General features: G+C 65.8%; 8 protein-coding genes and 1 pseudogene. All 9 read right to left on the bottom strand.

Translation table 11 applies throughout. The annotated features are described in order from the left end of the window. Nucleotides 1-107: 107 nt before the first annotated feature. Nucleotides 108-692, bottom strand: a pseudogene (locus AC6RIC_RS22370) (carbonic anhydrase); the annotation flags it as partial. Beyond that, nucleotides 685-1,254: a hemerythrin domain-containing protein gene (locus AC6RIC_RS22365; protein ID WP_454658208.1), complete on the bottom strand. Its 570-nt coding sequence runs from the start codon at nucleotides 1,252-1,254 to the stop codon at nucleotides 685-687. The pseudogene AC6RIC_RS22370 and the gene AC6RIC_RS22365, both read right to left, overlap by 8 nt. Further along, complete coding sequence (locus AC6RIC_RS22360; protein WP_499733962.1) at nucleotides 1,232-1,543, bottom strand: hypothetical protein; 312 nt, start codon at nucleotides 1,541-1,543, stop codon at nucleotides 1,232-1,234. Before AC6RIC_RS22360 ends, AC6RIC_RS22365 begins: the two co-directional genes overlap by 23 nt. 12 nt (nucleotides 1,544-1,555) lie before the next feature. Further along, nucleotides 1,556-2,389, bottom strand: a complete 834-nt coding sequence (locus AC6RIC_RS22355) for a peptidylprolyl isomerase (RefSeq protein WP_499733961.1) — start codon at nucleotides 2,387-2,389, stop codon at nucleotides 1,556-1,558. 45 nt (nucleotides 2,390-2,434) lie between these two features. Further along, entirely contained in the window at nucleotides 2,435-3,175 is a 741-nt protein-coding gene (gene narI, locus AC6RIC_RS22350) for a respiratory nitrate reductase subunit gamma (protein ID WP_499733960.1), read from the bottom strand. Between the two features lie 12 nt (nucleotides 3,176-3,187). Beyond that, nucleotides 3,188-3,925 carry a nitrate reductase molybdenum cofactor assembly chaperone gene (narJ, locus tag AC6RIC_RS22345; RefSeq protein ID WP_499733959.1) on the bottom strand — a complete coding sequence of 246 codons (738 nt, stop codon included), beginning with the start codon at nucleotides 3,923-3,925 and terminating at the stop codon, nucleotides 3,188-3,190. 145 nt (nucleotides 3,926-4,070) lie between these two features. Then, nucleotides 4,071-5,594 (bottom strand): nitrate reductase subunit beta, encoded by a 1,524-nt coding sequence (gene narH, locus AC6RIC_RS22340; protein ID WP_499733958.1) that lies wholly within the window; start codon nucleotides 5,592-5,594, stop codon nucleotides 4,071-4,073. A 12-nt stretch (nucleotides 5,595-5,606) separates the two neighbouring features. Next, complete coding sequence (locus AC6RIC_RS22335; RefSeq protein ID WP_499733957.1) at nucleotides 5,607-9,362, bottom strand: nitrate reductase subunit alpha; 3,756 nt, start codon at nucleotides 9,360-9,362, stop codon at nucleotides 5,607-5,609. Between the two features lie 156 nt (nucleotides 9,363-9,518). Continuing rightward, nucleotides 9,519-12,257: a nitrate/nitrite transporter gene (locus AC6RIC_RS22330; protein WP_499733956.1), complete on the bottom strand. Its 2,739-nt coding sequence runs from the start codon at nucleotides 12,255-12,257 to the stop codon at nucleotides 9,519-9,521. Nucleotides 12,258-12,550 lie beyond the last annotated feature (293 nt).

The raw sequence follows: 12,550 nt of genomic DNA, 5'->3' as shown, positions 1-12,550 counted from the left end.
AGCAGGCGGATCGCGCTGGCATGGATGTGACCTGACCAGTCATCGACGGGGGTGGGATCGACCATGACCGGTCCGATCTCCGCCTCTTCCGGGCCGCTGCGGGTGACGCCGAGATCGCGCACCAACCCGTCTTTCAGGCCATAGATCCAGCCATGGATCCGCAGCGAGCGGTTTCCGGCCCAGGCGGCCCTGACGATCGGGGTGCGCGCGACCCGGGACACCTGCGCCTCGACATTCAGCTCGCAGAGCAGATTGAGACGCGCCTCCTCGCTGGCGCTGGGATCGAAGCGCTCGCGCTGGCGTTCGTAGACGTCGACGACGGGGGCAAGCCAATGGTCGACCAGCGCACCGGCCTGGCGCTCGAGCGCCCGGCGCACGCCGCCGCAGCCGTAATGGCCGCAGATAATGATATCCTCGACCCTGAGCGCCTCGACTGCGAACTCGATTACCGAAAGCAGGTTGAGGTCGCCGGTATGCATGACGTTCGCGATATTGCGATGGACGAAGAGCTCGCCCGGATCGAGCCCGACGATCTCATTGGCCGGCACGCGCGAATCCGAGCAGCCGATCCACAGGAACCGCGGCTCCTGCAGGGCGGAAAGACGGCGGAAGTAGCCGGGTTCCTGGCGCGTCTTGGCGATGGCCCAGTCGACATTGCGGTCGAACAGCGCCTGGATCGAAACCTCAGCCATGGCCGCGCCCGCTGAGCACGATGCCGCGCCGGGCCGCCATGCGCCGGGCCAGCCCGTCGCGGTCTCCCGCCGTCAGCAGCAGCTCCGCCAGCGGAATCAGCACCGCGTTCTCCACTGTGAGATGGCGGCGCTGGCGGCGCGAGAAGCTGGCGAGGGCTGCGCGGAAACCGGCCTCGTCCCACTCCGCCGTTCCCCGCGCCCGCAGCCCGCCCGCGATGATCCCGGCGAGCCGGTCGTCCTCGGCATGTTCCCGAGAGAGCAGTCCGAGCAGCCGCTCCGCGCCGTCGCGCGGCTTGGCGCGCCGGCGGATCAGCGGAAACAGATCCTCCTCCTCGTCGATGACGTGCAGCGGCAGCTCATGCTCGATGCAGTGCAGGATGGCGTCGGCGGGGATGGTCGCGGAGCCGGGCGCTTCGGCGATGCCGTCGAGCAGCCGGCACAGGTCGCGCAGGCGATGGTGCTCGGCGACGATGAACTCGAGCGGGCGCGCCAGCAGCTCGCTGCGGACCGGTGCCAGTGCGTCGGTCTCGGCGGAAAGCTCAGTGACCGTGGCCGCAGGCATGAACCGCTTCCTTCGGCGGACGAAGGGCAAAGTGCAGGATGTTGCGCAGGCAGGCCTGGCCGGGATCGGTGGTCCGGCCCATGACGCCGATCAGGGAGAGCCAATCCTCGTCGGAAGCCTGGTTGGAGAAGAGGTTGACGGCGCGGGCGGCGAAGCCACCGGCCGTGAGCCCTTCGGCCGCGGCAGCCGTCTCGACCTGGGTCAGCAGCACGAGATCACCCAGCCCCACCAGCGTCTGCATCGCCATGGCTTCGTCGTCGAGGCGGGAGATGATGTCTCCGAGCAGCATGGCAACCGCCTTTCAGTGGACGTTGAGCTCGCCCGGCGACGGCAGCTCGATGCCCTCGACCCGGGCGCGGCCGAGCAGTCGCGCGACATATTGCGCCTGCGCCCGTTGCCGCACAGCCTCGCCGAGATAGGCCGCGATCCGTTCCTGCACGCGCTCGAACGGCAGCAGGCGGCCCGCAATGGCCCTGTCAAGCCGGATGATGTGGAAGCCATAGGGCGTCTCCACGGGCTCGCGGCCGATCGTGCCCGGCTCCATCGCCGCCAGGGCCTTCTCGAACAGCAGCGTCGTCTGGCCGCGGCCGATCTGGCCGAGATTGCCGCCGAGCTCGGCCGAAGGGCAGGCGGAATGCAGGCGGGCGAGCTCGGCGAAGCGACCGGGCTCGCCCGCCAGTTCGGCGATGGCGGCACCGGCCTGCCGCCGCGCGCGCTCATAGCCCTCCGCGTCATCCCCGCGTGCCGCAAACAGGATATGCGACGCCTCGTAGAGATCGGAGCTGCAGAAGCGCCCGGCATTGCGCTCGTAATAGCGCCGGCACTCCTCCTCCGTCGGCTCGGGCACGCTGATGTCGCGCTCGACCAGCGCGCGCATCCGCGCCTCGTCCTCGGTCTCGCGCCGGCCTTCCCCATCCGTCATCGGCTCGGCCTCGATACCGAGCCGGACGACCTCCTGACTCAGGGCCTCGCGGATGACCAGCGCCAGGGCCGCGGCCTTCCAGGCGGCGGCAGGCGACGAGGCCGGGTGGTTCTGGACCTCGCGCGAGATCATCGCCCGCGAGATCACGGCTCCGTTGACCTTGATCGGAGCCTTCGGGGCTGCGGTGACCGGCTGGGCCGAGCAGGACGACATGGCGGATATCCCGGGATGGGTTGCGTGCCGATGCGGATGCGCCGTTCAGCGGCGGGTTGCACGGACCGGGGCGGGAACCGCGCCCTGGCCGGCAAGGGGCCGCTTCTTGGTACGCACGATCTGGTAGCCCGTCCGGCCGAGATACCAGACCGGCGCCGACCAGATGTGGACCAGACGGGTGAACGGAAAGACGAGGAAGATCGTCATGCCGAGCAGGAGATGCGCCTTGAAGATCGGATGCACGTCAGCCACATAGGCCGAGGCGCCCGGCTGCAGGGTGAGCGTCCCCTGAGCCCAGTTCATGAACTTGACCATCTCATGCCCGTCCATATGGCCGAGCGACAGCGGAATGGTGAGAAGGCCGAGAATGAGCTGGGCATAGAGCATCAGCAGCACCGCGATGTCCGAGAAGGACGATGTCTTGCGGATCCGCGGATCGAACAGGCGGCGGTGGAGCAGCAGGCTCAGGCCGAGGAAGCACATCACGCCGGCCAGCCCGCCGACGACGATCGCCAGCCCCTGCTTGAAGCCGTGCGAGATGCCCAGCGCGTCGAAGATGGCGATCGGGGTCAGAAGCCCGCCGGCATGGCCGAGGAAGATCACGAGCACGCCGACATGGAACAGGACGGAGCCGGCGACGAGCTGCCTGCAGCGCAGGAGCTGGCTCGAATCCGCCTTCCAGCTGTATTGCTCACGCTCGAAACGCACCAGCGATCCGAGCAGGAAGACCGTCAGGGCAAAATAGGGATACCAGCCGAACAGGATATGGTTGAGCGTCGCGTTCATGACGGCAGCTCCTCAATCGCGGGGTGACGCATAGGTGAAGCGGGTCTTGGGCCGCCGCACGGTGGCAGCGCCCAGCCCGGGGGCCGGCCGCTTGGCCTGGCGCAGCTTGGCGGCGAGGTTATCGACGCCGCAATCGGCGCCGGCGCCGGGGCCGAAGCGAACTTCCTCGTCTTCCCAGGCCGCATCCAGCGCAGCCAGGTCGTTCGGATCCTGTTCCGTCTCGGGCACGATCGCCTCGAACACCTCCGGCGCGGGCTTCGTCGCCGCGAGCGCGACTAACGCCTCGAACACGACAGCATAGGGCGATTCCCGCTTGCGCAGCCGCTCGCCGAGCACCGTCATGACATGGGCCGGATCGGCCAGCACCGCCCTCGCCTCCTGCTCCGGCAGCAGCGAGCAGTATTCGAGGAAGAGCGGCACGAAATCCGGCAGTTCCGTGCCCTCGATGACGAAGCCGGCAGCCTCGTAGATGCTCTTCAGGTCGACCATGGCCTGGCCGCGGTCGCGGCTTTCGCCATGGACATGCTCGAACAGATGCAGCGACAGGGAGCGCGTCCGGTCGAAGAGCATCACATAGCGCTCCTGCGCATCGTAGACGTCCGTCTCCTCCAGCATGCGCAGCAGCGGCTCCAGCGACGCCGGATCGGCGACGCCCTCTTCGGCCAGCACGGAACGGATCTCCGGAATCGCAGCCATCAGATCCCGGCCCGGATAGTTCAGCAGGGCGGAGAAGGCCTTGAGGGTTTTCATCTGATGTCTCCGGGCGGCTCGCTCGCCGAGCGCTGCCGGTACGTTACCGGCTTGCGAAAGGCGCGACATTGAGCTGCGGCAAACGGGATTCGGGCGAAATCCGCAGCCCGCCTCGAAGGCGGACTGCGAGGGCGAGCAGATTGCGTCAGCCGACTTCCATCGGCGTCTTGGCCGGCTTGGGCGAACCGAACAGGTTGGTGCCGCTCGTGCCGCCGGCGCAGCCATTGCCGAAGGAGAAGCCGCAGGAGCCACGCAGATCATAGGCGTCCTCGATCCCCATCTCACGATGATTGGTCGGGATGACGAAGCGATCCTCGTAATTCGCGATCGCCATGATCCGGTACATCTCCTCGACCTGCGCGGCGGACAGGCCGACGTCCCGCGCCAGCTTTTCGTCGATGACACCGTCGATGGTCTTGGCCCGCATATAGGCCCGCATCGCGAGCATGCGCTCCAGCCCGGATACGATCGGCTGCTCCTTGCCGGCGGTGAGCAGGTTCGCGAGGTACTTGACCGGAATGCGCAGGCTCTTGACGTCCGGCATCTCGCCGTCGATTCCGATCTTGCCGGCCGACGCCGCCGAGGTGATCGGCGAGAGCGGCGGCACGTACCAGACCATCGGCAGTGTCCGGTATTCGGGATGGAGCGGGAAGGCGATCTTCCACTCGATCGCCATCTTGTAGACCGGCGAGCGCCTAGCGGCTTCCAGCCAGGCTTCGGGCACGCCCTCGCGCCGGGCAGCCTCGATCACCGCCGGGTCGCGCGGGTCGAGAAAGATGCCGAGCTGCTCGTCGTAGAGGTCCTGCTCGTTCTCGGTCGAGGCGGCGGCCTCGATCCGATCGGCGTCGTAGAGGATCACGCCGAGATAGCGGATGCGGCCGACGCAGGTCTCGGAACACACCGTCGGCATGCCGGCCTCCAGGCGCGGATAGCAGAGCGTGCACTTCTCCGACTTACCGGAAGACCAGTTGTAGTAGATCTTCTTGTAGGGACAGGCCGAGACGCACATGCGCCAGCCTCGGCACTTGTCCTGGTCGATCAGGACGACACCGTCCTCCTCGCGCTTGTAGATCGCCCCCGAGGGGCAGGCCGAGACGCAAGCCGGGTTGAGGCAGTGCTCGCACAGCCTCGGCAGATACATCATGAAGGTGCTTTCGAACTGGCCGTAGATTTCCTCCTCGACGCCCTCGAAGTTCTTGTCGAGCTTGCGCTTCGAGAACTCGCCGCCGAGGATCTCCTCCCAGTTCGGCCCCCACTCGATCTTCTCCATCCGCTCGCCGGTGATCTTCGAGCGCGGGCGGGCGGTGGGGAAGGTCTGAAGCTCGGGCGCCTTCTGCAGGTGCCCGTAGTCGAAGTCGAACGGCTCGTAATAGTCGTCGATCTCCGGCAGATCGGGGTTGGCGAAGATCTTCGCCAAGACCCGCCATTTCGAGCCAATCCGCGGCTCGATCCGCCCATCCTTGCGGCGGCGCCAGCCGCCGTTCCACTTGTCCTGGTTCTCCCACTGCTTGGGATAGCCGATGCCTGGCTTGGTCTCGACGTTGTTGAACCACGCGTATTCCATGCCTTCGCGATTGGTCCAGACGTTCTTGCAGGTCACCGAGCAGGTGTGGCAGCCGATGCACTTGTCGAGGTTCAGCACCATCGCGATCTGAGCGCGGACTTTCATGTCGATATCCTCTTACTCGGCGGCGTGGAGCTTTGGGCCGCGCCGGGCGCTGCCTTCGTCGAAGGGGCCTTCCAGCCAGTCGACGGAGCCCATCTTGCGGACGACGACGAACTCGTCGCGGTTCGAGCCGACGGTTCCGTAGTAGTTGAAGCCGTAGGAGAGTTGCACGTAGCCGCCAATCATGTGGGTCGGCTTCAGGACGGCGCGAGTGACCGAGTTATGGATGCCGCCGCGCTGCCCGGTGATGCCGGAGCCGGGCGTGTTCACGATCTTCTCCTGCGCATGGTACATCATGCACATGCCGTCCTTGACGCGCTGGGAGACTACCGCCCGCGCCGAGATGGCACCGTTGACGTTGAAGACGTCGATCCAATCGTTGTCGACGATACCGGCCTTCGCCGCATCCCGCTCCGAGATCCAGACCACCGGCCCGCCGCGATTGAGCGTCAGCATCAGCAGGTTGTCGGAATAGGTGGAGTGGATGCCCCATTTCTGGTGCGGCGTGATGAAGTTCAGCACGATCTCCGGATTGCCGTTGGCGACCTTGCCCTGGACCGGCGTGATCGTCTTGAGATCGACCGGCGGGCGGTAGACGCAGAAGCCCTCGCCGAAAGCCCGCATCCAGAGATGGTCCTGGTAGAGCTGCTGGCGCCCGGTCAGCGTCCGCCACGGGATCAGCTCATGGACGTTGGTGTAGCAGGCGTTGTAGCAGACCTTCTCGGATTCCAGCCCCGACCAGATCGGCGAGGAGATGATCTTGCGCGGCTGCGCGACCACGTCGCGGAAGCGGATCTTCTCGTCCTCCTTCGGCAAGGCGAGATGCTCATGGTCGCGTCCGGTCGCCTTGCCGAGGCTTTCCCAGGCCTTGACCGCGACCTCGCCATTGGTCTCGGGCGCCAGCATCAGCAGGACCTCGCAGGCGTCGATCGCGGTGTCGATCCGCGCCAACCCCTTGGTCGGTCCCTCCTCGGCGACGACGCCGTTGAGTTCCTTGAGCAACTCGACCTCGTGCTCGGTGTTCCAGGCCATGCCCTTGCCGCCATTGCCGATCTTGGACATTAGCGGGCCGAGAGAGGTGAAGCGCTTGTAGAGATTGGGATAATCGCGCTCGACCACGGTGATGCTCGGCATGGTCTTGCCGGGAACCGGATCGATTTCACCCTTCTTCCAATCCTTGACGTCGAAGGGCTGAGCGATCTCGGCCGGCGTGTCGTGCATGATCGGGCTCAGCACCACATCCTGCTCGACGCCGAGCACCTCGGGCGCCACCTTCGAGAAGCTGGCGGCGATGCCCTTGTAGATCTCCCAGTCCGAGCGCGACTCCCAGACCGGGTCCACCGCCGCCGTCAGCGGATGGATGAAGGGGTGCATGTCGGAGGTGTTGAGGTCGTCCTTCTCGTACCAGGTGGCCGTCGGCAGGACGATGTCCGAGTAGACGCAGGTGGTCGACATGCGGAAGTCGAGCGTGACCAGCAGGTCGAGTTTCCCTTCGGGCGCCTCGTCGTGCCAGACGACCTCCTTCGCCTTCTGCCGCCCCTCCTCGCCAAGGTCCTTGCCAAGCACGCCGTGGCTGGTGCCGAGCAGGTGCTTGAGGAAATACTCATGCCCCTTGCCCGAGGAACCGAGCAGGTTCGAGCGCCAGACGAAGAGGTTGCGCGGCCAGTTCTTCGGATTGTCCGGGTCCTCGCAGGACATCCTGAGCTCGCCCGATTTCAGGCCGCCGGCGACATAGTCCTTCGGCTCCAGCCCGGCGGCCTTCGCCTTGGCGGCGATGCCCAGCGGGTTCTGCTCGAGCTGCGGCGCAGACGGCAGCCAGCCCATCCGCTCGGCCCGAATGTTGTAGTCGATGATCGCGCCGTCCCAAGGGCCGGCCGGTGCGGTGGGCGAGAGGATCTCCTTCACGTCCAGCGTCTCGTAGCGCCACTGGTCGGTATGGGCGTAGAAACAGGAGGTCGAGTTCTGCTGCCGGCTGGGGCGGCCCCAGTCGAGCGCGAAGGCGAGCGGGGCCCAGCCCGATTGCGGCCTGAGCTTCTCCTGGCCCACATAATGCGACCAGCCGCCCCCCGACTGCCCGACGCAGCCACACATGACGAGCATGTTGATGGCGCCGCGGTAGTTCATGTCCATGTGATACCAATGGTTCATCGCCGCGCCGATGATGATCATCGAGCGCCCATTGGTCTTTTCGGCGTTGCGGGCGAATTCGCGTGCGACCGTGATGATCTGGTCGCGCGGCACGCCGGTGATCTTCTCGGCCCAGGCTGGGGTATAGGGCACGTCGTCGTCATAGGAGTTGGCGACGTTGTCGCCGCCGAAGCGGTCGACGCCGTAATTGGCCAGGAACAGGTCGTAGACGGTGGCAACCAGCGCCTCGCCTTCGGCGAGCTTCAGCTTCTTCACCGGGATGCGGCGCTCCAGCACGCTCGCATGATCCGTCCCGGTGAAGTGATCGTGCTCGATATTGCCGAAATAGGGGAAGGCAACGTTCTCGAAGCCGTCGGCGACATCGTAGAGCGAGAGGCGCAGATCGACGGGGGCGCCGTCCGAGCGCTTGGCCTCGAGGTTCCATTTGCCCTTCTCGCCCCAGCGGAAGCCGACGGAACCGAGCGGCGCCACGAGCTCGCCGCTCGCCGCATCGAAGGACAGCGTCTTCCATTCCGGATTGTTGGCCTCGCCGAGGCCGCCGTCGAGATCGCTCGCACGCAGGAAGCGCTCGGGCACCAGCTTGCCGTCCTGCTCCACCAGCCGGACCAGCATCGGCATGTCAGTGTAGCGCTTGGCGTAGTCGGTGAAGTACGGCACCTGCCGGTCGACATGGAACTCGCGCAGGATGACATGGCCCATCGCCATGCCGAGCGCGGCATCCGTGCCCTGCTTCACCGAGACCCACAGATCGGCGAATTTCGAGGCTTCCGAATAGTCGGGGCAGATCACCACGCTCTTGGCGCCGCGATAGCGCGCCTCGGTGTAGAAATGGGCGTCGGGCGTGCGGGTCTGGGGCACGTTCGAGCCCCACAGGATCAGGAAGCCGGAATTGTACCAGTCGGCCGATTCCGGCACGTCCGTCTGCTCGCCCCAGGTCTGCGGGGAAGCGGGCGGCAGGTCGCAATACCAGTCGTAGAACGACATGCAGACGCCGCCGAGCAGCGAGAGATAGCGCGCGCCGGCTGCGTAGGAGACCATCGACATCGCCGGGATCGGCGAGAAGCCGAAGACGCGGTCGGGGCCGTAGGTCTTCGTCGTATAGGCGTTGGCCGCCCCGATGATCTCGTTGACCTCGTCCCAGCTTGCCCGCACGAGGCCGCCATGGCCGCGCCTGGTGGTGTAGGCCGCGCGCTTCTGCGGGTTCTCGACGATGGAGGCCCAGGCCGCGACCGGCGTCATCAGCACGCGCGCCTCGCGCCAGAGCTTGAGCAGCCGCGAGCGGATCAGCGGATATTTCACCCGGTTGGCCGAGTAGAGATACCAGGAATAGGAGGCGCCGCGGGCGCAGCCGCGCGGTTCATGGTTGGGCAGTTCGGGCCGGGTGCGCGGATAGTCGGTCTGCTGCGTCTCCCAGGTGACGATCCCGCCCTTGACGTAGACCTTCCACGAGCAGGAGCCGGTGCAGTTCACGCCATGGGTCGAGCGCACGATCTTGTCGTGCTGCCAGCGTTTCCGGTAGCCGTCCTCCCAGCGCCGGTCCTCGTTGGTAGTGATGCCGTGGCCGTCCGAGAAATCGTCGACGACCCGGTTGAAGAAGGTCAGTCGGTCGAGAAAGTGGCTCATCTCAAGTCCTTTCGGCCTCAGCGCGAAGCCGTCCTCTGGAGCGAGGGAACACTGGTTCTGGTGGTAGCCGGGCGGGGCGCCGGGGCCCATCTAGAGTTTTTCCTAAGTAGTCTTGCGGAGGTCCTGGCCTGGCTGCGACCCGGACCTTCACGGGGTTCAGCCGGCCGGCTGGGCCGCGACCGCGCTGGCGGAGCGGACGCGCTCGACATCCCAGAGCAGGCCGCCGCGGCGCGTGTAGACCGCCCAGGTCAAGAGCACGCAGGTGACGTAGAAGCCGAGGAAGCCGTAGAGCGCCGCCTCGATCCCCCCGGTCGCCGCGATCGAGGAGCCATAGGCCTTGGGGATGAAGAAGGCGCCATAGGCTGCTACCGCCGAAGTGAAGCCGATGATCGCCGCCGATTCCTTCTCGGCCTGCTTGACCTGCTCGCCAGGGGCGAGCAGTGGCTCGAGCCGCGGGATCTCCTTGCGCATGATCGACGGGATCATCTGGAAGGTCGAGGCGTTACCGACGCCGGTCGCGAAGAACAGCACCAGGAAGCTCGAGAAGAACACTGGGAAGCTATGCTGCGCCAAGCCGAAGAGCACGCCGCCGACGCCGGCCATCATCAGGACGAAGACCCACAGCGTCACCCGCCCGCCGCCGAAGCGATCGGCGACCCAGCCGGTGAAGGAGCGCGAGAGCGCGCCGACCAGCGGGCCGAGGAAGGCCAGCTGCAGGGCGTTGACCTCCGGGAACTGCGTCTTCGCGACGAGCGGGAAGGCCGCCGAATAACCGATGAAGGAGCCGAAGGTGCCGGTATAGAGCCAGCACATCACCCAGTTGTGCTGGCGTCTGAAGATCACCGCCTGCTCCGCGAAGGAGGCCTTCATCGAGGCGATGTCATTCATGCCGAACCAGGCGGCAAAGGCCGATGCCGCGATGAAGGGCACCCAGATGAAGCCGGCGTTCTGCAGCCAGAGCTGGCTCGTCCGGCCCGCCTCGGTCGAGAGCTGCGGCTCGCCGCCGAGCGAGCCGAACACACCGGCGGTGATCACGAGCGGGATGACGAACTGAACCACGCTGACGCCGAGATTGCCGAGCCCGGCATTGAGCGCGAGCGCGTTGCCCTTCTCGGACTTGGGGAAGAAGAACGAGATGTTGGCCATGGAGGAGGCGAAGTTGCCGCCGCCCAGGCCGCAAAGTAGTGCGAGTCCAAGGAACACCACGTAGGGCGTGCTAGGGTCGCGCACCGCATAGCCGATGCCCACCGCCGGCAGCATCAGCGACCAGGTTGCGACCGTGGTCCACAGCCGCCCGCCGAAGATCGGCGGCATGAAGGCGTAGAACACCCGCAGCGTCGCGCCGGACAGTCCGGGCAGCGCCGCCAGCCAGAAAAGCTGATCCGTGCTGAACTTGAAGCCCACGGTCGGCAGCTTCGCCACGACGACCGACCACACCATCCAGACCGCGAAGGAGAGCAGCAGGCTGGGGATCGAGATGTAGAGATTGCGGCGGGCGATGGCGCGCCCGTTCCGCGCCCAGAACTGCGGGTCTTCCGGGCGCCAGTCCTGCAGCGTCTTGCCCGTCAGCGCGTCGGCAAGTTCGGGCGAATGGATCGGTTGCATCTCCGGCAGCTGCGGCAGCTTGGCCAGCTCCTTGCCGGCGACGCCTTCCTCCATGGTGCGGACGGCCATGTGCATCCAGACAAGGGAGACCGTCACGATCAGGAAGAGCAGCATGAAGCAGCTCGTCCAGATCCCGGTCAGGTCGTTGAGCACGCCGAAGGCGATCGGCAGGATGAAGCCGCCGAGGCCACCGATCATGCCGACGAGGCCACCGACCGCGCCGACATTCTGCGGATAATAGACCGGGATGTGCTTGAACACGGCCGCCTTGCCGAGGCTCATGAAGAAGCCGAGCACGAAGACGAGGCCGATGAAGACCGGCAGGCTGACCTCGGTGTGGAAGGCGATCGGCCCGGCGATGCCCTTCACGACATAATCCGTCGGCGGATAACTCAGGAGGAAGGTGCAGCCGATCGAGACCAGGAAGGTCCAGTACATGACGCGCCTTGCGCCGTACTTGTCCGAGAGATGGCCGCCATAGGCGCGGAAAATCGAGGCCGGAACCGAATAGAAGGCGGCGATCATGCCGGCAGCCTTGATGTCGAGCCCGTAGACGCCGATCAGATATTGCGGCAGCCACAGCGACAGCGCGACGAAAGCGCCGAAGACGAAGAAGTAGTAGAGCGAAAAGCGCCAGACCTGGGCGTTCTTGAGCGGTTCAAGCTCGAGCCAGGCGCTTTTCGGCCGCTCGCCCGTGCGCCGCCGCTCGACGATAACGGGGTCATCCGCGGTTCCGAACCAGAACAGTACGGCCATCACCACGAGCCCGGCCGCCCAGATCTGCGCCACGCTCTGCCAGCCATAGGCAACGAGCACGAAGGGCGCGACGAACTTGGTCACGGCCGCTCCGACATTGCCCGCCCCGAAGATGCCGAGAGCCGTCCCCTGCTTGCCGGCGGGATACCAGCGCGAGACATAGGCGACGCCGACCGCGAAGGAACCACCGGCGATGCCGACACCGAGTGCGGCGAGCAGCATCTGCGGGTAGGTTTGTGCGTAGGACAGCAGGAAGGTCGCCCCTGCACCAGCGAGCATGACCAGCGAGAAGATCCGCCGCCCGCCATAGTAGTCGGTCCAGATGCCCAGCACGACGCGGATGAGCGAACCCGTCAGGATCGGCGTTCCGACGAGCAGGCCGAACTGGGTCTCGCTCAGCCCAAGCTCCTGTTTGATCCGGACGCCGATGATCGAGAAGATCGTCCAGACCGCGAAGCAAGCGGTGAAGGCGATGGTCGAGAGCCACAAGGCCCGCCCCTGTTCGCCCTTGGACACGGGAATATGGGTTTCCATGATCGCAGCCTCATTCGGCAACATGCGTGATTGCCGCGAGCCAACACTGGAATCTTCTGTGTCGTACTTGATCCAAATCAAGCAGAGTCGGGAATTGGCGGGGTCTCGTGTTCGCGCTTAAGGGAAAGCACGGAGAGAGCTGCGCGAACGTCTATGTCCGCTGCCGGCCGAGTTTCATGCTTCGATGACGTACTTATCAACTAAATCGACGGTCTGGACCTTGACTTCAGCCCATTCGCACGGAGGCGTATTTCTTTCCGCCTTGGCGCCACGCAAGGCGAGATAGAGGCGTT

This window comes from Allobosea sp. TBD101 (genome assembly GCF_059817965.1).
The sequence above is the reverse complement of the archived record's forward strand: the minus strand, read 5'-3'. Positions and strand labels throughout refer to the sequence as shown.